General features: G+C 60.4%; 22 protein-coding genes and 2 pseudogenes. 8 read left to right on the forward strand and 16 right to left on the reverse strand.

Going from position 1 to position 22,127, the window contains the following annotated elements:
• Nucleotides 1-67 precede the first annotated feature (67 nt).
• Nucleotides 68-888, forward strand: a pseudogene (gene queF / locus LN139_RS05320) (NADPH-dependent 7-cyano-7-deazaguanine reductase QueF).
• A 3-nt stretch (nt 889-891) separates the two neighbouring features.
• On the opposite strand, the gene LN139_RS05325 reads toward queF, so the two are convergent.
• Nucleotides 892-1,158 carry a DUF4404 family protein gene (locus tag LN139_RS05325; protein WP_236359058.1) on the reverse strand — a complete coding sequence of 89 codons (267 nt, stop codon included), beginning with the start codon at nt 1,156-1,158 and terminating at the stop codon, nt 892-894.
• A gap of 194 nt (nt 1,159-1,352) precedes the next feature.
• Between LN139_RS05325 and LN139_RS05330 the strand changes: the two genes are divergently transcribed.
• Nucleotides 1,353-2,000 (forward strand): MlaA family lipoprotein, encoded by a 648-nt coding sequence (locus LN139_RS05330; RefSeq protein WP_236360280.1) that lies wholly within the window; start codon nt 1,353-1,355, stop codon nt 1,998-2,000.
• A 44-nt stretch (nt 2,001-2,044) separates the two neighbouring features.
• Here LN139_RS05330 and LN139_RS05335 read toward each other — a convergent pair whose 3' ends face one another.
• A complete protein-coding gene (locus LN139_RS05335; RefSeq protein WP_236359059.1) occupies nt 2,045-2,356 on the reverse strand; it encodes a PilZ domain-containing protein in 312 nt (103 codons plus the stop codon).
• A gap of 239 nt (nt 2,357-2,595) precedes the next feature.
• Between LN139_RS05335 and rssB the strand changes: the two genes are divergently transcribed.
• Complete coding sequence (gene rssB, locus LN139_RS05340; protein ID WP_236359060.1) at nt 2,596-3,780, forward strand: two-component system response regulator RssB; 1,185 nt, start codon at nt 2,596-2,598, stop codon at nt 3,778-3,780.
• A complete protein-coding gene (gene rssC, locus LN139_RS05345; RefSeq protein WP_236359061.1) occupies nt 3,777-4,259 on the forward strand; it encodes an anti-sigma factor antagonist RssC in 483 nt (160 codons plus the stop codon). The genes rssB and rssC overlap by 4 nt, the downstream gene beginning before the upstream one ends.
• Before the next feature lie 60 nt (nt 4,260-4,319).
• On the opposite strand, the gene tal is transcribed toward rssC, so the two are convergent.
• The 14 genes and pseudogenes from tal to LN139_RS05415 all read right to left on the reverse strand — a co-directional run bounded on the left by tal (nt 4,320) and on the right by LN139_RS05415 (nt 18,291).
• Complete coding sequence (gene tal / locus LN139_RS05350) at nt 4,320-5,249, reverse strand: transaldolase (RefSeq protein ID WP_236359062.1); 930 nt, start codon at nt 5,247-5,249, stop codon at nt 4,320-4,322.
• Nucleotides 5,250-5,365: 116 nt separating this feature from the next.
• Entirely contained in the window at nt 5,366-6,361 is a 996-nt protein-coding gene (dusA, locus tag LN139_RS05355) for a tRNA dihydrouridine(20/20a) synthase DusA (RefSeq protein WP_268944824.1), read from the reverse strand.
• A gap of 87 nt (nt 6,362-6,448) precedes the next feature.
• A complete protein-coding gene (locus LN139_RS05360; RefSeq protein WP_236359063.1) occupies nt 6,449-7,732 on the reverse strand; it encodes an efflux RND transporter periplasmic adaptor subunit in 1,284 nt (427 codons plus the stop codon).
• The gene (locus LN139_RS05365) at nt 7,725-9,209 is read right to left on the reverse strand and encodes a TolC family protein (RefSeq protein ID WP_236359064.1); all 1,485 of its coding nucleotides are present in this window, start codon (nt 9,207-9,209) and stop codon (nt 7,725-7,727) included. Before LN139_RS05365 ends, LN139_RS05360 begins: the two co-directional genes overlap by 8 nt.
• Nucleotides 9,202-10,452 carry an ABC transporter permease gene (locus tag LN139_RS05370; RefSeq protein ID WP_236359065.1) on the reverse strand — a complete coding sequence of 417 codons (1,251 nt, stop codon included), beginning with the start codon at nt 10,450-10,452 and terminating at the stop codon, nt 9,202-9,204. Before LN139_RS05370 ends, LN139_RS05365 begins: the two co-directional genes overlap by 8 nt.
• Nucleotides 10,445-11,147 (reverse strand): annotated as a pseudogene (locus tag LN139_RS05375) (ABC transporter ATP-binding protein). The gene LN139_RS05370 and the pseudogene LN139_RS05375 overlap by 8 nt, the downstream one beginning before the upstream one ends.
• A 71-nt stretch (nt 11,148-11,218) precedes the next feature.
• Nucleotides 11,219-11,971, reverse strand: coding sequence for a hypothetical protein (locus LN139_RS05380; RefSeq protein WP_236359066.1), 753 nt, complete (start codon nt 11,969-11,971; stop codon nt 11,219-11,221).
• 93 nt (nt 11,972-12,064) lie between these two features.
• On the reverse strand, nt 12,065-12,331 hold the full coding sequence (locus LN139_RS05385) for a hypothetical protein (RefSeq protein ID WP_236359067.1): 267 nt from the start codon (nt 12,329-12,331) through the stop codon (nt 12,065-12,067).
• A gap of 124 nt (nt 12,332-12,455) precedes the next feature.
• Complete coding sequence (locus LN139_RS05390) at nt 12,456-12,869, reverse strand: hypothetical protein (protein ID WP_236359068.1); 414 nt, start codon at nt 12,867-12,869, stop codon at nt 12,456-12,458.
• A gap of 266 nt (nt 12,870-13,135) precedes the next feature.
• Nucleotides 13,136-13,741, reverse strand: a complete 606-nt coding sequence (locus LN139_RS05395) for a hypothetical protein (RefSeq protein ID WP_236359069.1) — start codon at nt 13,739-13,741, stop codon at nt 13,136-13,138.
• A gap of 98 nt (nt 13,742-13,839) precedes the next feature.
• Nucleotides 13,840-14,292, reverse strand: coding sequence for a hypothetical protein (locus LN139_RS05400; protein ID WP_236359070.1), 453 nt, complete (start codon nt 14,290-14,292; stop codon nt 13,840-13,842).
• A 1,117-nt stretch (nt 14,293-15,409) separates the two neighbouring features.
• Nucleotides 15,410-16,189, reverse strand: a complete 780-nt coding sequence (locus LN139_RS05405; protein WP_236359071.1) for a helix-turn-helix transcriptional regulator — start codon at nt 16,187-16,189, stop codon at nt 15,410-15,412.
• A gap of 57 nt (nt 16,190-16,246) precedes the next feature.
• Nucleotides 16,247-16,828 carry an anthranilate synthase component II gene (locus LN139_RS05410; RefSeq protein WP_236359072.1) on the reverse strand — a complete coding sequence of 194 codons (582 nt, stop codon included), beginning with the start codon at nt 16,826-16,828 and terminating at the stop codon, nt 16,247-16,249.
• Nucleotides 16,825-18,291: an anthranilate synthase component I family protein gene (locus tag LN139_RS05415; RefSeq protein ID WP_236359073.1), complete on the reverse strand. Its 1,467-nt coding sequence runs from the start codon at nt 18,289-18,291 to the stop codon at nt 16,825-16,827. Before LN139_RS05415 ends, LN139_RS05410 begins: the two co-directional genes overlap by 4 nt.
• A gap of 624 nt (nt 18,292-18,915) precedes the next feature.
• On the opposite strand from LN139_RS05415, the gene LN139_RS05420 reads away from it, so the two are divergent.
• From LN139_RS05420 to LN139_RS05435, 4 genes are read left to right on the forward strand one after another with little or no spacing between them, the layout of a single operon-like run.
• Nucleotides 18,916-20,268 carry a phenylacetate--CoA ligase family protein gene (locus tag LN139_RS05420; RefSeq protein WP_236359074.1) on the forward strand — a complete coding sequence of 451 codons (1,353 nt, stop codon included), beginning with the start codon at nt 18,916-18,918 and terminating at the stop codon, nt 20,266-20,268.
• A 6-nt stretch (nt 20,269-20,274) separates the two neighbouring features.
• Nucleotides 20,275-20,820, forward strand: coding sequence for an acetyltransferase (locus LN139_RS05425; protein WP_236359075.1), 546 nt, complete (start codon nt 20,275-20,277; stop codon nt 20,818-20,820).
• Nucleotide 20,821: 1 nt separating this feature from the next.
• Nucleotides 20,822-21,505, forward strand: a complete 684-nt coding sequence (locus LN139_RS05430; RefSeq protein ID WP_236359076.1) for an iron-containing redox enzyme family protein — start codon at nt 20,822-20,824, stop codon at nt 21,503-21,505.
• A gap of 3 nt (nt 21,506-21,508) precedes the next feature.
• Complete coding sequence (locus tag LN139_RS05435; protein WP_236359077.1) at nt 21,509-22,126, forward strand: flavodoxin family protein; 618 nt, start codon at nt 21,509-21,511, stop codon at nt 22,124-22,126.
• The last annotated feature ends 1 nt before the right edge of the window (nt 22,127 follow it).

A 22,127-nucleotide genomic window follows, 5' to 3' on the forward strand; every position in this document is an offset into this window, starting at 1 on the left:
TCACGCGGGCCTATTCTACCCACGCCGGGGCGGTACAATGGCCGGGTTTTTTCAATCAGGTTTTCTCATGCACGCCGAACACTCGCCACTGGGCAAGGCCAGCGAATACATCGCGGTCTACACCCCAGCCTGCTTTTCCCCATCCCGCGCGCGGGCAAATGGGCCGAGCTGGGCCTCACCGCCAGCACCTTGCCGTATCAGGGTGTGGACTACTGGAATTGCTACGAGCTGTCGTGGCTGCTGCCGTCCGGCAAGCCGGTGGTGGCCATCGGTGAGTTTGCGATCCCGGCCGATTCGCCCAACATCATCGAGTCCAAGTCGTTCAAGCTGTACCTGAACTCGCTCAACCAGACGCCCTTCGCCGATTGGGCGGCAGTGCGCGAGTGCCTGGAGAAGGACCTGTCGGCAACGGCTGGCGCACCTGTACAGGTGCGGCTGAAAACCCTCGCGCAGGCACAGGCCGAGGGTGTTTGGGCACTGCCGGGGCAATGCATCGATGATCTGGATGTGCAGATCGACCGCTATGCCGAGCCGGGCATCGGCCTGCTCGAAGCAGCGGCAGGGGAGGGTGAGGCGATCCTGCACAGTCACTTGCTCAAATCCAACTGCCCTGTTACCGGCCAGCCAGACTGGGGTTCGGTGGTGGTGGATTACAAGGGCAACGCACTCGAGCCTGGCAGCTTGCTGCGCTACCTGGTGAGCTTCCGCCAGCACTCCGACTTCCATGAGCAGTGCGTCGAGCGCATCTTCGTCGACCTCAGCCGATTGCTGGCGCCCGAGCGGCTTACGGTCTATGCGCGCTATGTGCGCCGCGGTGGGCTGGACATCAACCCTTACCGCAGCACCCATCCGTTGGTGCTCACAAACGCCCGCCTGGCTCGCCAGTAGAGGTCAAACGCCGATGTTGCCCAAGTGTTGCACGATGTTGCGCAGCACCCCGGCAACCTTGGGGTATTCGACTTCCAATCGCTCCACGGCGAGGTTCAGCCCGTCCGTGAGGCTGTCGGGCTGCTGAGTCGCGTTCTCCAGTTCTATGCGGGCTTCGACCTGCTGCATCAGCTCGCGCAGGTGCTCACGCTCCTCCAGCGACAGGGGCGGCTGTTGTTCCAGCTCATCGCGCAGGGCGGTCAATTGGGCTTGCAGTTCGCGTACGGGCATTAGGTTTCTCCTTCAAAAGCAGGCACTTCCATGGACCGCGCCAGCGCCCGAAAGGTTCTGGCAACTGCTGCGGATCAACCCCTATACTAGGCCGGTTTTCCGCTGCCACCTGGCCTTTGGCCGCTTCGAGGAGAAAGTTCATGCGCAACGACAGCGCGCGCCGCTTCGCCCATTGGGGCTCCGCCTGCCTGGCCATGGGCCTGGCACTGGCACCGTTCGCGGCACAGGCCGCTGAAAGCGACCCGTGGGAGGGCGTCAACCGCGCCGTGTTCCGCTTCAACGACACGGTCGATGCCTGGACCCTCAAGCCGATCGCCAAGGGCTATCAGTACATCACCCCGCAGTTTCTGCAGGACGGTGTGCATAACATGTTCAGTAACGCAGGCGACGTGACCAACCTTGCCAACAACCTGTTGCAGGCCAAGCCGGCCGCTGCGGGCAAGGACGTTGCGCGGTTGATCTTCAACACCACGTTCGGGCTGGCAGGTTTCTTCGATGTGGGTACCAAGATGGGCCTGCAACGCAGCGACGAAGACTTCGGGCAAACGCTGGGCTACTGGGGGGTGCCGTCCGGCCCGTATGTAATGCTGCCGCTGCTGGGCCCAAGCACGGTGCGTGACGCGCTGGCGAAATACCCCGACACCTACACCTATCCCTATCGCTACATCGACCACGTGCCGACCCGCAACACGATCTTCGGCATCGGCCTGGTCGACACCCGTGCCAGCCTGCTCCCTGCCGAAAAACTGATCAGTGGCGACAAGTACACGTTCCTGCGCAACGCCTACCTGCAGAACCGTGAGTTCAAGGTCAAGGACGGGCAGGTCGAAGACGACTTCTGACAGCGCTGCGCCGCAAGCCGGTTGCCTGGCTTGCGGCGCAGGCCTCAGGCGATCTTGATGCCGTCCATCTCGCGAATGCGCAGCCCCAGCAGCCACTGCCCGGGTTGCTGCGACTGATCAGCGCGGATCACTTCGCACAGGGCATTGAGGTCGGCAAGCTCCGGGTGGCGCGAGGGCACCAGCACGCTGAGCATCTCGCCTACCGGCACGTGGCAGCGAGTTTCCACCTGCATGCCGTTGCTGGAGAGGTCGCGGCAGATGCCGGTGTGCTTGCCACCAAGGGCGCTCAAGGTCACTTCGGAATCCATTGCCATGCGGATGAAGTCGCGTTTTTCAGAAAAATCTAATCGGCTCATACGGTCGTCCTGAAAATAGGGTTTTGCCACTGCGCTCTTATAACTCTGCGTCATTTGGGCTGTAAAGTCGGCCGGCGACCATCGGAGCATGCTTGAAACGGCCTTCGGATGGGAGTACCGTCAGCGCCTTGAAGGGTAGCCCGGCCGCGTTCGGGATTCCTGGCGCCAGACCACTCGGCGAGTTTTGCCCAGGCCCACCTTTCCTCTGCCAACCCATTGCTCCGGCGCCGTTTGCCCACATGCCCAACACCAGTGCAACGCTGCTTCTGATTGACGACGACGAGGTCGTGCGCGCAAGCCTTGCCGCTTACCTCGAAGACAGCGGTTTCAACGTGCTGCAAGCCAACAATGGCCTGCAGGGGCTGGCCGTGTTCGAAAGCCGCCAACCAGATCTCATCATCTGCGACCTGCGCATGCCACAGATGGGCGGCCTTGAGCTGATTCGCAAGGTCAACGAGCAATCCCAGGAAACCCCGGTGATCGTGCTTTCGGGCGCAGGTGTCATGAGCGATGCCGTCGAGGCCTTGCGCCTGGGCGCGGCCGACTACCTGATCAAGCCCCTGGAAGACCTTGCAGTGCTCGAGCATTCGGTTGCCCGCGCACTCGAGCGTGCGCGCCTGGTGCGCGAGAACATGCGCTATCGGGAAAAGCTCGAAACCGCCAACCGCGAACTGGAGGCCAGCCTGCACTTGCTGCAGGAAGACCAGAACGCCGGCCGCCAGGTGCAGATGAACATGCTGCCGGTGAACCCCTGGGTGGCCGACGGTTATCGCTTCGAGCACCAGATCATTCCTTCGCTGTACCTGTCGGGCGATTTCGTCGACTGCTTCAAGGTCGACGAGCACCGGTTGGCGTTCTACCTGGCCGACGTGTCGGGCCATGGCGCCTCGTCGGCATTCGTCACGGTGCTGCTCAAGTTCATGACCACGCGGCTGATGTTCGAATCGCGGCGCAACGGCATCCTGCCGGATTTCAAGCCGTCGCAGGTGCTCTCGCACATCAACCGCGGCCTGCTCAACTGCAAGCTGGGCAAGCACGTCACCATGGTCGGTGGTGTGATCGACCAGCAGGCCGGCACGCTCACCTACAGCATTGGTGGCCACCTGCCGTTGCCGGTGCTCTACACTGAAGGCCAGGCACGCTACCTCAACGGCCGCGGCTTGCCCGTCGGCCTGTTCGACGAGGCGAGCTACACGGACCTTGTGATTGAAATACCCGAGCGTTTCAGCCTGACAATGTTCTCTGATGGCATTCTGGACCTTTTGCCAGGGGATACGCTCAAAGACAAAGAGGCAGCGCTGCCGGAGATCGTCTCGGCCGCGGGTGGCAGCCTGGATGGCTTACGCCGAAAGTTTGGATTGGCCACCTTGGGCGAGATGCCGGATGATATCGCGCTCATGGTGCTAAGCAGGAATCTTGAATGAGTACCGGTAGAATCCAGTTCGCCGAACAGGGTGGCACCTTCGTTCTGAAGTTCATTGGCGAGGTGCGGCTGACGCTGTGCTCTGCGCTGGACGCGACGATCGAAAAGATCTTCACTGCGCTGGACTTCACGGCCATCGTCATCGACCTGACCGAAACCCGCAGTGTCGACAGCACCACGCTGGGCCTGCTGGCCAAGCTGTCGATCCTGTCGCGGCAGAAGGTCGGCCTGTTGCCTACCGTGGTCACCACCCACGAAGACATCACACGCCTGTTGCAGTCGATGGGTTTCGATCAGGTGTTCAACATCGTCGAAACACCGATCCCGTGCCCAGACTGCCTGACCGACCTGCCGTCGCAGGATCAGGACGAAGACGTGGTCAAATCCAAGGTGCTGGAAGCGCACAAGATTCTCATGGGGCTGAACGAGTCCAACCGCGAAGCGTTTCATGATCTGGTCAACGCGCTCGAACGCAGCTGATCAAACCGCACAAATGAAAAGGGCGGCCTGAAGAGGCCGCCCTTTTTCGTTCCGCTGCAATCAGCCTTTGTATTCGCTGATCAGCTTCTCGAGTTTCTCCTGGTCGCGAGCGAACTGGCGAATGCCTTCGGCGAGTTTCTCGGTGGCCATGGCGTCTTCGTTGTTCAGCCAACGGAAGTTTGCCTCGTCCATCGCAAGCTTTGGCTCGCCGTTCTGGTTCGGCGACAGCGCACGCTCAAGCTTGCCTTCGTCGGCAGCGAGTTTATCCAGCAGGTCGGGGCTGATGGTCAGGCGGTCGCAGCCGGCCAGGTGCTCGATCTGGCTGGTATTGCGGAAGCTTGCGCCCATTACCACGGTTTTGTAGCCGTGGGTCTTGTAGTAGTTGTAGATGCGGGTCACCGACTGCACGCCCGGGTCTTCAGCGCCGGTGTAGTCGGTGTTGTTGGCCTTCTTGTACCAGTCGTAGATGCGGCCCACGAACGGCGAAATCAGGAACACACCGGCCTCGGCGCAGGCAGCGGCCTGGGCGAAGGAGAACAACAGGGTCAGGTTGCACTGGATGCCGTCCTTTTCCAGCTGCTCGGCGGTGCGAATGCCTTCCCAGGTCGAGGCCAGCTTGATCAGCACGCGGTCTTTGCTGACGCCGTTTTTTTCGTACAGGTCGATCAGCGTATTGGCTTTGCGCAGCATCGCCTTGCTGTCGAACGACAGGCGGGCATCCACCTCGGTGGAGATGCGGCCAGGGATAGCCTTGAGAATCTCGCCGCCCACCGCCACTGCCAAGTGGTCGCTTGCCAGTTGCACGTCACCCTTGGAGCCGGCGATCACCTGCTTGAGCAGCTCGGCGTAGCCAGGCAGCGAGGCGGCCTTGAGCAGCAGGGAAGGGTTGGTGGTGGCGTCCTGAGGCTTGAGGCGCTTGATCGCGTCCAGGTCACCGGTGTCGGCGACCACAGTGGTGAAGGGCTTGAGTTGTTCCAGCTTGGAAGTCATGAGCGTTCTCGATCCTGTGGGAATTGCGACATTAACCCAGCGCCGCGCCGGGCCTCAATGACCCAGGCAGCGCTACCTTGAAGATATGCCGTTGGAGTGCCGCCGGGTGCAGATGTTCAACGGCCATCCAGCAGTTGCGCGGCCTGATCGTAGACGGTCAGCGGGTCGGCTGCCTTGTGCACGTCCACCGACAGCAACTGGCGAAAACGCCGCGCCCCGGGGAAGCCCTGCGCCAGGCCGAGCATGTGCCGGGTGATGTGGTGCATCACTCCACCCTCGGCGATGTGCGCCTCGATATAAGGGCGCATCTGCGCCAGCGCTTCGGCACGGGTGACCGCCGGCCCGTCATGGGCGAACAGCGCCGCATCCACCTGCGCCAGCAGGTAGGGGTTCTGATAGGCCTCGCGGCCCAGCATCACACCGTCGAAAGTGCGCAGGTGCTCAAGGCATTCGGCCAGGGTCTTGATACCGCCATTGAGCACGATCTCAAGCTCGGGGAAATCCTGCTTGAGCTGCGCGGCGACGTCGTAACGCAGCGGCGGCACCTCGCGGTTCTCCTTGGGCGACAGGCCTTCGAGAATGGCGATGCGCGCGTGCACGGTGAAACTGCGGCAGCCCGCCTCACGCACCTGCCCGACGAAGTCGCACAACTGTGCGTAGCTGTCGCGGCCATTGATGCCGATACGGTGCTTGACCGTGACCGGCACCTGCACCGCGTCACGCATGGCCTTCACGCAATCGGCCACCAGCGCCGGGTGCGCCATCAGGCAGGCGCCGATCATGTTGTTCTGCACCCGGTCGCTGGGACAGCCGACGTTGAGGTTCACCTCGTCGTAGCCGGCCTGCTCGGCGAGCCGGGCGCAGGCTGCCAGCGCCTGCGGGTCGCTGCCACCCAGTTGCAGCGCCAAGGGGTGCTCGCTGTCGTTGTAGCGCAGGTGGCGGGCGGCATCGCCGTGCAGCAGGGCGCCGGTGGTGACCATTTCGGTGTAGAGCAGGGCGTGCCGGCTGAGGATGCGATGGAAGTGGCGGCAGTGGCGGTCTGTCCAGTCCATCATCGGGGCAACGGAAAAGCGCCGGCTGGGGCCTGTAGAAGTCGATGCGTTAAGGGTCACGGGTTTACGGCCATCAGTGCAGAGGAGCGGGGCGCAAGTATAGCGTTTGTGGGCAGCTGGCAATACAAAGGCGCCCTTGCGCCATCGTCAGCCACTCGGCACCCACACATACCCAGCCCGCACCCCCTGTATCTCGACCCCTTGCGCGACGACCCGCCCCGGCTTCACGCTTTGCCTCACCGGCGCAGCCTCCAGGGAGGCGCGATACATGACATACGTCTTGCCGTCATCGTCCGCCTCCAGCGCCTCAGGCGGTACCACGATGCCTTGATCATTTTCATACAGAATGATGGCCAGCCGGGCGCTCATGCCCAGCCTCGCCTGCCGGGCCGCTTCGGCCTGCGGCGCATCGACCGACACCACCACGTCATAGTGAGCGGCGGCGCCCAGCGCATCTGTCGCGTTGCCCTGCACGGCAATCCCCGTGATATGCCCGTTCAGCGTTTGCCCGGCGAATCCATCGCCGGTGATGTGTACCGGCATCTGTTCATGCAATTGGTGCAGGTCCGCTTCTTCCACACGGGCCAGCACCTGGAGGCGGCCCAGCCCGATCACCGACAGCAGCGGTGCGCCTTGCGTCACCTGCACACCTGGCTGGGCGAGGGCGGCCTTGCTGGTGCCTTCCACCTGCGGGCGAACCACAACGCCTGCGAACGGGGCCTTGAGCGTTTGCCGTTCGCTTTGCCGGGCCACGGCCTCAAAGCGTGCCTGCGCATTGGCCAGCTCCATCTCGGCAATGTGCCGTTCCTCGCCGTCGCCACGGGCGCTGAGGGTGCGTAATTCGTCTTCAGCGCTGGTGAGCTCCTGGCGTTGCGCCTGCACTTGCTGCGCGAGCGTATCGACTTCCATGCGGGCGACAATGCCGCGCTCGAACAGCGCGCGCGTGTCACGCAGGTTGGCCTGGGTGGCTTGCAGGGCGGAGCCTGCGGTTTGCACGGTGCGCCGGGCGCGGGCCACTTCCGGGCTGTTGCGCCAGTGGCGGAGTTGGTGGGCTTCTCGCTCGGCCTTGAGCAATTGCGCCTGAGCCTGGCGCAGCTGGATGTGGATCTGCGCCGGGTCAAGGCGTAACAGCGGCTGGCCTGCTTCGACCACCTGGCCCTCCTGCACCAGCACTTCGCGGATCACCCCCTCGAACGGGGCGGCGAGCGTTTGCTGCCGCGCAGCCTGAATGCGCCCCACTAGCCCCAGTTGCTGTTCAATCCGTTGGGGCTCGATGAGCATCCAGCGGGCCTGTTCGGTGAGTGACGGTGCTGCGGCATTGGAAGGGCCGAATGCCCAATACGCGCTAGCCGCAACCAGCGGCACCGCCAGCTTCCAGGTGTGGCGGCGGATAAGGGCCAGGAGGCAGCCTGGCGGGCGACGTCTAGCCATTGAGCGTTATGTCCCAGCTTTGCAGTGTGGTGCCCAGGGTCTGGTCCAGTTCAGCCTGGGCGTTGAGGTAGCTGATCAAGGCATTGATGCGCGCATTTTCGACATTGCGCAGGTCGTTTTCGAAGCTCAGCACCTGGAAGTTGCTGGAGCGGCCCACGGTGAGTTTTTCGCGTTCAAGGGCCAGCTTGCGCAGGGAGAGGTCACGCGCACGCTGGGCAATTTCATACTGCCGCCAGCGGCTGTGGATATCGCGTACGGCGTTGGTCACGTCCTGCTCCAGTTGCTGGCGGGCCTGCGCCAGCTGGATTTCCTGGGTGCTCACGTTCACTTGCGCCTGCACCTGGGCCTGCCGTGTGCTCAGGTCGCCGATGGGGATTTCAACCTGCATCCCGGCATAGTTTTCCCAGCCGTGTGCCGAGCCTGCGTACGCATTGCGGTCGCGGACCTGGCTCGCACCGGCCACCAGCGAGACATCCCAGAGGCGGTCGTTGCTCGCCACTTTCAGGTTGATGTCGGCCTGTTCGCTGGCGATGAGTTGCGTGAGATAGGCTGGTTGAGACGCCTGCGCCTGGGCCAGGGCCTGCGCGGCATCCACATTCACCTGCTGCGCTTGCAGGGCCTCCGTCGCCACGAGGGGTGCGTGAAGGTTGAGGGCGAGCAACTGCAACAGCGCCAGCCGCGCCGTATCGAGCTGGTTGCGCGACTCTTCATAGGCCAGCTCTTGGGTGGCGACATCGGCCTGGGTTTGCACGATCTCGAATTCGGCCATGCGCCCGGCTTCGATCATGGCGCGATTGACCTCGATCAGTTGGCGCGCACGTTCCAGCGATTCCCGGGCGATCCTCAATTGCTCCTGCGCCTGCAGCAGCGTGCGATAGGCCGCGATCACCTGAGTGATGGCCTGCGAAACGGTCGATTTCAGCGCGAGCCGGTTGGCTTGTTCCGACAGGCGTGCAAGGCGCACCGGCGCTGTCGCAATGTCCCTGCCCGCGCCACGCAGCAGTGGCTGGATCAGCGAGATGTCTGCCCCGTCCTGCCGGGACAGCCCCGCCAGGCCGGCCCGGGTATGGCGATAGGCCCAGCCCAGGCTGACGCGGGTGCCGTAGGGTGTCAGCCAAAGTGCCTGCGGCGTGACGGTGCCTTGCCGGTACTGGTCATCCTGGCTGCGGTCGGCCATGTAGCTGCCGCTGAGCATCAGTTTGGGCGTGAACCGGTCTTCGGCCACGCGCAGGTCGAATTTCTGCGCGATGCGGTTCAGGTAGGCGCTGCGGATCGCGCGGTTGTCGCGCAGCGCCAGGTAGATGGCATCGCTGAGCGTCAGCTCGATGGCCTGGGCGTTGAGTGAGATGCTGGCGGCAGCCGGCGTCGGGTAGCCTGGCCGCGTGGCCTGGGAGGGATGCAACAGCGTTTGCGTGGCGGCACATGCCGCCATCGGTGCTGCCAGCATGAGCGCGATCAGCGCGGCGGCCTTAAGCATCGCGCAAGGCCTGCACAGGTGTGAGTCGCGCGGCTGCCATCGCAGGCGCCAGGCCAAAGAACAGGCCGGTCGCAAGCGCGCTGCCGATCCCCAGGGGCAAGGCCGTTGGCGACCAGGCAAACGCGGCCTCTCCCGAAACCTGGACGAACGCCCAGGCTGCGATCAGGCCCGCCGTGGCGCCAACACCTGCCCCGGCCGCCGCCAGCACCACCGCTTCGAGCAGAAACAGGATCGCGATGTCCTTGGGGCGAGCGCCCAGGGCCATGCGCACACCGATTTCCCTGCGCCGCTCGGCGACGTTCATCACCATCACATTCATGACGCCGATGCCACCGACCAGCAGCGCAAGGCTGCCCAGGCCCGCCAGCAGCCAGGAAAACAGGCGCGATTGCTGCGCCATGCCTTCGAGCAGTTGCCGCGGAATCTGCACATCCACCTCGTAGCCCGGCATCCTGGCGGCCAGCCATTGCTGCAAGGCGGGGGAGAGCTCTGCCAGCGATGCGCTGCTCGGGCTGCGCGCCAGGACACTGCTGATTTGCGGGTTCGGAACGATCCGCCGCATGCTCTCGGCGGGCAGCAAGATCGCGTCGTCCAGCGGTACCGGAAGCAACGGGTTCTGGCCTGCCGGCTGCAGGATGCCGATGACCTGAAACAGATAGCCAGCGATTTGGACACGATCACCAGGCCCTGCATGAATACCCGCGCGGTCCCACTCGGCGGCCACGTTCGCGCCCAGCACGGCATGGGTGGCCTTGGAATCGAACCGGCTCAGAAAACGCCCCTGTGCCAGCTGCAGAGCCAGCACGCGGTGCAGCTCAGCGTTACTGCCCAAAAGCGATGTGCTCAGGGCATGGCCTTTGAGCCGGGCGTCGGCGCTGGTGATGATCAGCGGGGCGGCGGCTGCGATGTCCGGGATGGCGGTGCGCAGTGCATCAGCCTCCAGGGCCGGGGCGGCGAGGGGCGCAGCGTTGCGGCCGTGGTCAGGGATGTGCAGGTTTGCCACGAGCAGGTCGCTGCCCATGCCCTTGAACACGTTCATGGCTTGCTGTTCGGCGTTGTGCCCGATCGTCAGCAGCGCAACCACGGCCATGCAGCCAACGGCGATACCCAGCAGCGCCAAGGCCGCGCGCCGGCCCAGTTGGCGCAGATTGTCCACCGGCTCGCGTAGCCGCTGCAGCCAGGAAGGGCCATAGCCCGGCTGTGCCAACGCAGGATGCGAGGGATCAAGAACGAGCTCAGCCATGCCGCGTGTCCAACACCCGGCCGTCGGTGACTTCAATGCAACGCGCCATGCGATCGGCGATGCCGCCGTCGTGCAGTGACCACCACCAGGGTGGCGCCGCACTCACGGTTCAGTGAAAGGAGCAGGCTGATGATGCCCTGTGCGGTGTGGCTGTCCAGGTTGCCAGTCGGTTCGTCCGCCAGCAGTAGCGACGGCTCGGCCACCAGGGCCCTGGCGATCGCAACGCGCTGGCGCTGCCCGCCCGACAGGTCGGCAGGGCGGTGGTGGCCGCGCGCGGTGAGGCCCACTCGCTTGAGTTGCTGGCGTGCCGCCTCCCGGGCCTGGTGTTGGGGAATGCCGCGATACAGAAGCGGCAACGCGACGTTGTCCAGGGCATTGAGCCGCGGCAGCAGGTTGAAGCTCTGGAAGACGAAACCGATGATCCGGTTGCGCGCGATAGCGCGGGATGCGGCACCCGCGCGGGTCATGTCCTGGCCGGCGAGCACTACGCGCCCTGAAGTCGGCTCGTCCAGCAGCCCGATGAGATTGAGCAGCGTGCTTTTGCCAGAGCCCGAGGCCCCGACAATGGCGCAACTTTGGCCGGCGGGGATGGACAGTGAAACGTCATGTAGAACGGCGTGGTGGGATGCGCCGGTTGCGTAGGCGTGGGTGATGTGTTCGAGGCGAATGAAGTGGGTGTTGTGGGGCGTGTGCATTCGCTTTCCAGAATAGGTGTTGTTGTTTTTTCTACATGTGTGGGGCGTAAGGATTTTCAGGAATGTGCTTTTTATATTGGTCTATCATTCAAGCGTTTTATCAACAGGTCGAATATTGATTCCAAGGTGTCACTGCCTTGGGAAACGTCAGCGCTGTTCTGGTCTATCAGAGTTTGCAACTGGACGTCGTATCCTTCCGAAATCTGAGCTTCTTCTATGGGAGGTAGCGCCTTGCAATAGTCGAGTATTTCTTGATAGGTGTTTGAGGAAACTCTCCCTTTACAGTTGTAATCGTCCATCATTTTTGCACATATTGCGCGTCTCCACACCTGATCTTGTGAGTATGATTCGCTCCAGGCTGCGTTGCGTTCATTCGTAGTGAAAGTTCCGCTTTCATCATAGGCGATCAGAGCAAGTTGATCCGGGGGTAAGCCTTTGAATGGATTGTTCCCTTTGCCATTCGTCCAATTCGTTGCTTGTCGAGCCTGGGCCAAGCGTTGGGGGTCTTCGGGGTTGGGGAGCTCAATGTCATAAGCAGCTTTGTTTTTCTTCTGGTCACTGCCAATAATCACTTTGTCAATAGTTGCCTGGGCGATTCTGGCAAGGTCATTGCGACTTGAGTTTGCATCTCTTTCAGCAGCACGGCTCGCCACATCACTCAATGCTCGGGAGAAAGAAGAAATTTGGTTTTCAGTGGTTGTAGATGATTGTGTAACGGAATTTTTGAGTGCGCGGTCTGGTGAAGTCGTTTTGTTGATTTCGCCTTGGCTGCTGATTCGTGGCTGCAATGCAGCTGGAGACGGAAGAGAGTTTATGCCGTTCATAAGTCGGTCCGTGATCAAGGATTGTTTTGTTGTTGGAGATTGAGAATGCAAACTGCACCGTAGATAGTGCACTCGATCATCACGTCCAGACTATTATTCACCACCGTTGCCTGCATGACTGGAGGCATGCGGGTTCAGTAGCGCCATATGTTTTTCCGTACGGTCATTCAAGCGTTTCATTATCAGGTCGAAAACGGATTCCAGCTCGTCCCCATTCTGGGAAGAATCGGGACCGTTCTGATCTATCAGGTTTTGCAACTGGACATCGTACCCTTCGGAAATTTGAGCTTTTTCTATGGGAGGTAGCGATTTGTAATGGTCAAGTAATTCTTGATAGCTTCCCGAGGAGATTTTGCCCATGCGATGATAATCGTTCATCATTTTTCACATATTGCCGTTCTCCATGCCAGGTCCTGCAAATACGACTCGTGCCTGGCTGCACGACGTTCATTGACAGTGAAGTTACCGCTTTCGTCGTAGATAATCAGGGCGAGTTGATCAGAGGGCATGCCTTCAAACGGGTTGTTTCCTTTGCCGTTTGAGAAATCAGTTGCTTGTCGAGCTTGCGCCAGACGTTGGGGATCATCGGAGGCTGGTAGCTCGATATCGTTAGCAGCTTTGTTTTTTGATAGCTGTCGCCACAAAGCTTCTCGAATGTGGCGTGCGCGATTTCGGCAAGTTCCTGGCGACTCGAGTTGGCATCCCTTTCTGCCGCTCGAGTTGCCGTATCACTCAAGGCTTTTGAGAATGAGGAAATTTGGCTTTCAGCGCCAGCGAATGATCTGGGAGAGGCAGCCTTGGGTGCGCTGTCTGATGAAGTGATTTTATTAATTTCGCCTTGGTCGCCGATTTGGGGCTGCTGTACGGTTGGCGCACAAAGATTATTGATGCCAATCATAGGTTGATCCGTTAAGAATAGCTTGCTTGAAATTTATCGGACGGTGCATTCGAACATCATGTTGGATTATTTGCTGTCTCCTTAGCCGAATGTGTTGCAGGCTATTTTGAGAGTGCCTCATGTTCTTTGTGGCAGGTAGTTCAAACGCTTCAATAATAAGTCGAATGCGGACTCCAGCTTATCGCTGTTCGGGCGCGGATCCGAACCGTTTTGACCTATTTCTGCCTGTAAGTCAGTCTCGTATCCTTCCAGGATTTGGGATTCTTCTATCGGGGGAGGGATTTATAGTAGTTTAATATTTCTTGGCAGAGTTCTGAAGAGGTTTTTCTGGTGCGATGGTATTCATCCATTACTTTTGCGCATACAGCTGTTTGCCATGCGAAATGTTGTGAATAGGATTCATCATAGGCCGCGCGTCGTTCATTAGTTGTGAATGACCCGCCTTCATCATAGATAATCAGAGAAAGTTGATCAGGGGGCATTCCCTTAAATGGGTTTTCGCCTTTGTTGTGAAGATAATCGGTTGCTTGTCGAGCTTGAAATATTCTTTGGGCATTGTCAGAACTAGGAACCTCAGCATCATCAACAGCCTTGTTTTTTTGATAGCTATCGCTAGATAGCTTTTCAATAGTGGTTCGCGCAATCTTTGCAAGTTCAGAACGGTTTGTGTTGGCATCTCTTTCAGCTGCGCGAATTGCCGCATCACTTAATGCTTGGGAGAAAGATGAAATCTGGTTTTCAGAGCCAGCAACCGGCCCATTTGGGGCGGTTTTTGGCGTGCGATCTGAAAAAAAATCATTATTGATTTCGCTTTTTCCAACAGCTTGGGGCTGCCGTACTGGTGCCTGAAAGAGAGGATTGATGCCGCTCATAGGTGTGCCCGTTATGAATAGCTGCCTAGTATTCTATAAATCAAATGCCTTTCGCGAACTGCAAAAGGCACTCGAATGTTTTTATTTCATCGTAAATTCTACGGCCCATGAAAAATCTGAAAAATTTTGCGATTTGATAGTGGCGTTACAGACTGCGCCACCGCTGGAAGTCGCATTTTTATTCCATTTTGGAATCTTCGTTGGGCCGCCAGGAAACAGCCCCCCGGAGCGACCTGGTTCACAAATGTAGTCATGAATACACAAGTCTTGTTACCCATGGTGTAACGCACATTCGCTGCGTTGGCATCAGGGTTAATGGGGATCTGCACGTAGTATTTATCGGTCTCACCTGCTCCTAACTCAGTCTTAGGCCGACCTGTCGCATGAGCATAGGTGAGGGCCTCGTTCTGGGTGATAACTTGATAGGTGGCCTTTTGCGTACCAAGATTTTTGAACGTGACCTCCACAGGCGGGCCAGCAAATGCAGCACCCGCAGCACACATCGTTGCGGCAGCGAGAGCAGCCATCATCATATTTTTTCGGATTTTCATTTAGAGCCTTCTTTGTGAAAGTTGAAGTCAACCCCGGCAGGGTTTTACGCGTTGCCTGTAAATCGCCGCCCAACCCCTCAGCAATACTTTCCCGTTGCCCACACGGGAGCAATGCACTAGTAATAGTCGCCCCGCGCAGGTATGAAAAAGCAGCGGATTAGTACCCGTCTGAACTCAAGGTTTATGCGTTAAAACGATCTCTTTTATTAAGAGGTACAGTTTTGTCTATGGCGTAGTGACGACAATCCAACCGTTGAAGCAGGTAAAAACTGTCGAAAAAGGCCTGTAGCCGCTACGGTGCTGGCCGACCGCTGAAGTGTAGTGACGGTGTTGATTTGAATATATTGATCCATGTCATCTTTCAGAAAGAAGTATGCTTTATAAAATCAAATCCATTACGTGCTTAATATAATAAAAGACTCTTTTCAAGCGGTTCTGGAAATAGCAGAAAAGGCTTAGTTTCACAGGGTATGCCTACTCCGAATCAGCGATTTTATAACCAGAATTTATATGCGCAGTGTTCGACCTTGTAATAACTCGATTTAAACCATCTCTACAAGTTCTGATCTTCAGTCGCTGATCTATCTACAGAAATCCCCCACAGCCACCGCCCTTAAGCCAGCGAGCGGCTCAGGCACAACTGCGTGTCCCACACTCCATATCAGATCAACAGCTCTCCACACGCTTTTTCGCAAACCAGCGTCCCGCAACAGGCCACACCCGTTCGATGAAGCTCTACCAAATGTCGGAAGGGCCTGCCATGCAGCCGAGCGCAATCCCGGCCTCGGCGTACGCCTAATCGCCAGGAGCAGAATCACAGGCTGCATGTGTAGCGGTCGCAGTACAGCCCTCGTTCATCGATGCGGACTTGCAAACGCTTGAGTCTCCGATCAAGCGTGACCTTGCTGCACCGATCACGAAAGCGTTGATAGGCCGTATATCAAGCCCGAAGCATCCAGGCTTGCCACGCCCGGCAGCGTTGTAACAGACAGAGCCCCGGAGTCGATCGGCGAGCAGGGGCCGATCATCTGCTGTGGGCTATCTCGACCATCGAGGCGCAACGTCGTAGAGCGCCTGAACGATCGCCTTGTGGCGCCAGCCCGGCGCTACAGGCTATTCAGTGAGCCAACCCGCCGGGCAGCAGCCCTCGCGCGGCGGCGGTACCGACCGCCTGCTGGCGGCTGGCCGAGCCGAGTTTGCGCCGGGCATTGAGCAGGTGGAAGTCGACCGTGCGCTCGGAGCGAGTGAGGATGTGGCTGATCTCCCAGGACGTTTTACCGGCGCTTGCCCAATACAGGCATTCCAGCTCGCGCGGGGTGAGGTCGTCGTTGCTCGGGCTCGCGGTTTGCAAGCGCCGGCCCAGGCCGGACACCAGGTAAGGCACCAGCATGAACAGCCGGGCCGCCGCCGGGTGAGCGAAACCATCATCTTCGTGAACACCGGTGCCATCGAAGGCCACACTCAGCGTGCCGCGCAGGCGTTCGTAGCGCAGCGGAATGCTCAAGCCGTGGCGCAGCCCGTGTTCTTCCCGGCGTTGCCAGAAGTGCCGGGTACGCCCACGGGCACGCCGGCCCTCCTGAGCCCAGAACATAGGCACCAGCTCTTGCCGGCAATGTTTGAGGATGGGGTCGATGTCGAGCAATCCGTCGCCGCAATAGCAGTCCAGCCAGGTGCGTGGAAAGGTCGTGATCACGCCCGCCAACGGGTTGCCTGTCCATGGCCGCGTCGGGCTCAGGCTGATCAGGTAGTGAGTGAACCCCAATTGGCGCAGCACCTTGCGCAGGTGGCGTTCCCAGTCGCAGGGATTATGTTCCCGGGCAAGCTCGTTGAACGCTTGCAACGGCGCCGACGATTCGCTGCGCCGGGCCGAAACACCCCGTGAGTCGTGCGTATCCATAACCGTGGTGTCGCTCCTGTTCGTTGCGAAAGAGGGGCTTTCGCCCCTCGGGTACGGCTATTGCACGTACTGTTTTATGAAGCTGCGAAACAGGTCCAGGCCGTTCTCGGTCAGGATGCTCTCGGGGTGGAACTGCACGCCCTCCACCGCCAGCTCCCGATGGCGCACACCCATGATGTAGCCGTCGCCCGCCGAGCGAGAGGTCACCTCCAGGCAATCGGGCATCGCCTGATCACTGATCATCAGCGAGTGATAGCGGGTTGCACGGATGGCATGGCCTTGGGTGTGGGCGTACACGCCCCGCCCATCGTTGCTGATTTCGCTGACCTTGCCGTGCATCACGTGTGGCGCCCGGCACACCTGCGCGCCGTAGGCCAACCCCAGCGCCTGGTGCCCCAGGCACACGCCCAGCAAGGGCAGGCGGCCTTCGAAATGGCGGATCACTTCGATATAGCCCACATCCGCAGGGTGCCCCGGCCCGGGGCCAAGCACGCAAAAGTCCGGAGCGAAAGCTTCGATACGCTCGATCAGGTCGGGCACGTCGTGCCGCTCGACCCGGGTTTCCAGGCCCAACTCTTCCAGGTACTGGCTGATGATGAAGACGAAGCTGTCGTAGGCATCGATCAAAAAGACTTTCACAGTGCGATCTCCTGGCCAGTCACCGCTCGATAGACCGAGCCCATTTTGTAAAGGGTTTCCTTCCACTCAAGCTCTGCGACCGAATCGGCGACCACCCCGGCAGAGGCGCGCAGGTGATAAGTGCCCTGATCGTGGACGGTGGAGCGGATGCACAGGGCGGTGTTGACGCTGCCGTCGAAGCCGATCAGGCCCAGGGCGCCGGCGTAGATGCCACGGCGGGTGTTTTCCATGCTTTCGATCAGCTCCATCGCCCTGACCTTGGGCGCACCGGACATGGTGCCGGCCGGGAACGAGGCCTTGATCACGTCGTAGGCATCCAGCCCCGGGCGCAGCAGGCCACGCACGTTCGAAACCATGTGGTAAAGGTGCGAGTACTCCTCCACCAGCATGAATTCGTCGACCTCCAGAGAACCAGCCTGGCAGACGCGGCCGATGTCGTTGCGGCACAGGTCGATCAGCATCAGGTGCTCGGCACGCTCTTTCTCGGAACGCGTGAGTTCAAGCACCAGCTCGGCAGGGTCGACGCCGGGCTTCTTGCCCACGGTGCCGGCGATCGGGCGCATCTCGATGAGGTTGTCCTTGATGCGTACGAACAGCTCCGGGCTTGCACCGATCAGGTCGATGCCGCCGACATGGGCCAGGTACATGTAGGGGAAGGGGTTGCGCTGGCGCAGGCTTTTGTAGACGTCGAAGGGTGCCACCTGCGAGTTGATGCAGATCTCGTGGCCCAACTGGATCTGGTACACATCGCCCGCGCGGATGTGCTCCATTGCAACCTCGACCCGCGCCTTGAATTGCTCGGGCGTTACGGTTCGGGTTTCCTCGAATACCTTGGGATAAACAGGCGCCGCCTGTTGCTCGTCACAGGCCTGTGCCAGGAACGGGTAATGCTCGGGTGTGCGCGCCGCCCACATCGGGTGGTTGTTGATCAGGGTTTCGACGGTGCCGTTGTTATGGAAGTACACCAGTGTCTGGTACACCGACAGCGCGATCAGCGGGTAGCTGTGGTTTTGCTCGGTCAATGCCGGCAAACGCTCGATCAGGCGCACGCAGTCGTAGGAAAAGTAACCGAAGAAGGCGAGGCTGGCCGGCGCATCCGGCGCCACCTTGAATGCAGCCTGGAGCTGTCGCAGCAGCGCCCACGCAGCCTCGCTGTCGGGCAATGGGACGGTAAAGTCAGCGCCCACTGCAACACCCTGGTCGCGCAGTACGCCGCTCAAGTGATCACACAGGGCCGCGTTGCCGCGCAGTTGTGCCTTGCCCTCGTCGATGCTCACTTCAAACAGCGGCTCCAGGCCTATGATGGTGGCGCGCCGGTCGCGGCTGGGGCCGGACAATGACTCGAGAATGAACACGGCCTCTCGGCCAAGTTGTTCGCAGGCGTTTGCATAGATGCTCAGTGCATCGGTAGAGCGGCGTTCTTCGAGGCGAAGAACATCCACGCACAGACTAGTGTTTTTCATCGGCAGTACCATTGTTCAGGGTGCGGCAGTACAGGCACTTCGAAAACAAGTGCCCACGAATATAAAGCGCTTGCACGCTTTGATGGAAAGTTTGGAATTACCCCGAGCAACTCTCAGGCACTGTCGAGTGCACATGAACTTCCAACCCACGGTCGGGCAGGCGAACACGGTTCGACATCGTGCGCGTTAGCGCCAGGAGAAATGGATCAGAGAAGTTGCCGGCAGGCGGCGAACGGACGCTGGCCCTCGCTGATTAGCGACGCCAGGTATTGCTTTTGAAGACGGCCAGGACGGCCCGGGAGCAGCTGTCGGGAGCGCTGAGCGAGGAGCGGATTGCACAGAGGTGATAGTACATTTCGAGACATCCCGGTCTTGATGAAACACTGGGGCTCAAGGCCACAGGCGGTCGAAACTACCAGCGTGCCTATAGAGTGTCAATCACCCTCTTTATGGAAAGGACGAATGGAACCGTTGCCGCCCGCAAGGGTGAGAAGCGATAACTTTCGCGCGTTAGCACTTTTTCACCTGCCCCGCAACTGAGGCATTCCACAGCTGGGCGCTGAGCACTTTGGCCATTAACTTGGCCGCCGCGCAATTGCAGCCCCCTCACTTGGAATGCCTGATATGAAAGAGCAACTAGACAGCTTCAAGAAACGTTATGACCCGGTTCACCGTGATTATTGGACGGACGTACTGACTGATTCGGCGCTCGCTCAATGGCAGCAACAGCAACTGCGCGATGTGGTCGACCACGTCAAGCGCACCTCGCCGTTCTATGGCAAGCACCTGGCACAGGTCGAGGCACACACCCTGACGCTGGATGACCTCGCCCGATTGCCGTTCACCACCAAGGACGACCTGCGTGAAGCAGGGTTCGATATTTTGTCCGGCCCTCTGGAAGACGCCATCTTCTATTACGAAACCACCGGCACCACCGGCCCGGCGACGCCGTGCCCGCGCGATGCCAAGGAGAGCCACGCCAGCAATCAGCAACTGGCAATGGCCTACCAGGCCGTGATCGAAAAGCACTTTCTCGGCGAGAAAACCGTCGTCGGCATCATGGGCCCGACCGAGGTGCATTCATTCGGCGACACGCTGGGTGATGTCTGCAAACAGCTGGGGGTGTGCAACGCCAAACTGTGGCCCCATTCGCCTGTCATTGGCTGGCCCAAGGCGCTGCAATTGCTCAAGGACTTGCGCATCGGTGTGCTCGCCTCGGCGCCTGGTCTGCTGCTGGCGATGGCCAAGGAAGCTGAGCGTCAAGGCCTCGACCCCCGCAAAGACCTCAACCTGCGCGCCTTCATGATGAGCGGCGAGCTGTGTACGCCGGCCCTCAAGAACAACCTGTTCAGCCTGTGGGGCGCCGAGGCTTACAACAGCCTTTATGGCTCTCAGGAAGCGATGATCATCGCAGCGTGCAACGCCAACGATCAGTTGATGCCCCACCGCCTGAACTACCTGATCGAGGTGATCGACCCTCAAACCGGGCAGAGCCTGGGCAGCACCGGTGACGGTGAGCTGTGCGTCACCATGCTCATCCCCGGCAGCAAGCCGTTGATCCGCTATCGCACCGGTGATCTCGTTTCGATTCAGTCACGCCCCGGCTACCCGCAGTCGATGCGCCAGACCATCAAGGTCGTCGGCCGGGTCAAGGATGCCGTACAGCTCAACGGCAAGCCGTTTTCCGCCGCACAGATCGAGCAGGCATTGCTCGAGGGCGTCGAGCAATGCCTGGGGTATCAGATCATCCTGAGCAACGCCAACCGCTGCGACACGGTGATCGCAAAACTGGAAATGTCGCGCTTTTTCGAGGGTGATCGCGCCCGCCTGGTGCTGTTGATCAAGGAGCGCCTGCGCGAGCGGCTGGGCGTCGAAGCCACTGTGATGGTGGTCGAGGACCTCGCTGACCACGTCAACCTAGGCAGCTGGTTCAGCTGGAAAGAGGCGCGCATCGTCGATCAGCGCCAGGTGGGGTGACTGGCCATGGGCTTTTCTGTGCGTGTGATCGACACCAGCAGTGAGCTGTTCAATGCGGTGCTGGCCCTGCGCAACCGCTACCTGGGGGAAAACCCCGCGCAAGAAGATGATTTCGAACGCCGTGAGCGCACCCGCGACGCCCTTTCGTACCACCTGGTCTACCTGGACCAGGGCCAGGTGGTGGGCACGATGCGTGCCACGCCTCTGGGCCACGGGCTGAGCTTCGTCGAGCGGGCAGTGAACGTGCCCGCGCATTTTGCCGAGCCAACCGACGCATTCGATGCCAATCGGCTGGTGATGGACGAGCGTTACCGCGGCGGCCGTCACCTGCGGGCGTTCTTGCTGGAAGCCGCGATCTGGCTCAAGGCCAATACCCACCTGCGCTTCATCTCGGCGCTGTGCCGTGGGCAACTGGCGGCCCTGTACGTAGGCATCGGCGGGCGCGTGCTGGTGGATGACCTGGCCTGGAACGGCGTGCTCAACGAACGCCGCTACAGCCTGGTGTACCTGGAACTCGAACATGTTTACCAAACTGTCAAAGGAGACAACTGAAATGGACGCATTTTTCAAAGAACTCGACGCCATCGTCGATGCCGGCTGGGCGCAGATCAAGCAGGGCAACTACTGGCAGCACAGCCTGGCCAACCCGACCTCCCCGTCGCTCTACCAGCAGATCATGCTGCAGGTGTACCACTACACCCGCTACAACTCGGTGAACCAGGCCGCCTGCGCGTTCAGCGCCGACCCTGAGCAGACCACGCTGCTGCGTTTCGTCTACAAACACGCGCTCGAAGAGCTGGGCCATGAGCGCATGGTGCTGCGTGACCTGGAGTCGGTCGGCCTGTTGCCGCAAGAGATGCCTGCGCCGCTGGCACCGACTCAGGCGCTGATCGCATTTCTCAACGATGTGGCCATCCGCAAAGGCCCGATCGCACGCCTGGGCTACAGCTATTGGGCCGAAGAGGTGTACGACCACATCCAGCCGATCCTGGATCGCTTCCGCCGCGACCTGAACCTCAAGGATGAACAGATGACGTTCTTCGTCGCCCATTCGAGCATCGATGAGAAGCACTCCGAGGAAGTGCGCCTGGCGATGCAGCGCGCCGTCAAGACCGAGGAGGACCGCCGCCAGATCAAGGAGGTTGCGCGGGTGACGCTGTGGCTGACCGGGCAGTTGATGGAAGAAGCGCTGCGCGCTCATCTGGCGAGCGAAGACGGCCTGCGAGAGGCCTGCTGAACCATGAAACTGACCGTCATTGTCGGCTCGAGCCGGCCATGCGGCGTCAGTGCTCGGGTGGTGGCGCTGGTGCGCCGCCACCTGGGGGCGCAGGCAGAGGTCGAGGAAATCTGGCTCAAGGATTACCGGATCGAATACTGCGACGCCGACAACGCCTGCGCCGCCGAGGACTGCGCTGTGCAGGACGATGTCGAGCCACTGGTGGCGCGCATCGCTTCGGCGGACGCGCTGCTCTACCTGCCGGTGATGCATGCCTATGGGTTGAACAGCCGTTTCCAGGCGTTTCTGGAGCGTGTGGGCTACGGCTTCATGCGCCCGCGGGAACGCCCACTGCGTGACAAGCTGGCCGCGATCGCCGTGGTCGGCCGGCGCTATGGCCACACCGCCGTGTTTTCCCAGGTCGTGCTCAACGTGCTGTTGAACAAGATGATCCTGGTCGGCTCGGGCTTCCCGCCTTGCTTTCAAACGCAGCTGGCGCATGACCCGGAGGCTGAGCAGGCACTGCGCGAAACCCTGGATCGGCTGGCCGAACACCATCAGCGCTTGCACCCCGCCTGGGCCCAGGCCGAGCCGCCCGCTCGGCCTTTGCGCCCGGTCCATATGCTCAAGGGAACTCGTTAGC

It is taken from the genome of Pseudomonas sp. KNUC1026 (assembly GCF_021650705.1).
In the GTDB taxonomy this organism is placed as follows: domain Bacteria; phylum Pseudomonadota; class Gammaproteobacteria; order Pseudomonadales; family Pseudomonadaceae; genus Aquipseudomonas.

Bases quoted from the DNA above. Each gene is read 5' to 3' on its own strand.
- LN139_RS05370 (WP_236359065.1), bottom strand. From the start codon at position 10,452: ATGGCTGAGCTCGTTCTTGATCCCTCGCATCCTGCGTTGGCACAGCCG.
- LN139_RS05325 (WP_236359058.1), bottom strand. From the start codon at position 1,158: ATGCCCGTACGCGAACTGCAAGCCCAATTGACCGCCCTGCGCGATGAG.
- LN139_RS05420 (WP_236359074.1), top strand. From the start codon at position 18,916: ATGAAAGAGCAACTAGACAGCTTCAAGAAACGTTATGACCCGGTTCAC.
- LN139_RS05405 (WP_236359071.1), bottom strand. From the start codon at position 16,189: ATGGATACGCACGACTCACGGGGTGTTTCGGCCCGGCGCAGCGAATCG.
- LN139_RS05430 (WP_236359076.1), top strand. From the start codon at position 20,822: ATGGACGCATTTTTCAAAGAACTCGACGCCATCGTCGATGCCGGCTGG.
- LN139_RS05390 (WP_236359068.1), bottom strand. From the start codon at position 12,869: ATGATTGGCATCAATAATCTTTGTGCGCCAACCGTACAGCAGCCCCAA.
- LN139_RS05425 (WP_236359075.1), top strand. From the start codon at position 20,275: ATGGGCTTTTCTGTGCGTGTGATCGACACCAGCAGTGAGCTGTTCAAT.
- LN139_RS05330 (WP_236360280.1), top strand. From the start codon at position 1,353: ATGGGCCTGGCACTGGCACCGTTCGCGGCACAGGCCGCTGAAAGCGAC.
- rssB (WP_236359060.1), top strand. From the start codon at position 2,596: ATGCCCAACACCAGTGCAACGCTGCTTCTGATTGACGACGACGAGGTC.
- LN139_RS05415 (WP_236359073.1), bottom strand. From the start codon at position 18,291: ATGAAAAACACTAGTCTGTGCGTGGATGTTCTTCGCCTCGAAGAACGC.
- LN139_RS05400 (WP_236359070.1), bottom strand. From the start codon at position 14,292: ATGAAAATCCGAAAAAATATGATGATGGCTGCTCTCGCTGCCGCAACG.
- tal (WP_236359062.1), bottom strand. From the start codon at position 5,249: ATGACTTCCAAGCTGGAACAACTCAAGCCCTTCACCACTGTGGTCGCC.
- LN139_RS05360 (WP_236359063.1), bottom strand. From the start codon at position 7,732: ATGGCTAGACGTCGCCCGCCAGGCTGCCTCCTGGCCCTTATCCGCCGC.
- LN139_RS05380 (WP_236359066.1), bottom strand. From the start codon at position 11,971: ATGAACGGCATAAACTCTCTTCCGTCTCCAGCTGCATTGCAGCCACGA.
- rssC (WP_236359061.1), top strand. From the start codon at position 3,777: ATGAGTACCGGTAGAATCCAGTTCGCCGAACAGGGTGGCACCTTCGTT.
- LN139_RS05385 (WP_236359067.1), bottom strand. From the start codon at position 12,331: ATGGGCAAAATCTCCTCGGGAAGCTATCAAGAATTACTTGACCATTAC.
- LN139_RS05395 (WP_236359069.1), bottom strand. From the start codon at position 13,741: ATGAGCGGCATCAATCCTCTCTTTCAGGCACCAGTACGGCAGCCCCAA.
- LN139_RS05435 (WP_236359077.1), top strand. From the start codon at position 21,509: ATGAAACTGACCGTCATTGTCGGCTCGAGCCGGCCATGCGGCGTCAGT.
- LN139_RS05365 (WP_236359064.1), bottom strand. From the start codon at position 9,209: ATGCTTAAGGCCGCCGCGCTGATCGCGCTCATGCTGGCAGCACCGATG.
- LN139_RS05335 (WP_236359059.1), bottom strand. From the start codon at position 2,356: ATGAGCCGATTAGATTTTTCTGAAAAACGCGACTTCATCCGCATGGCA.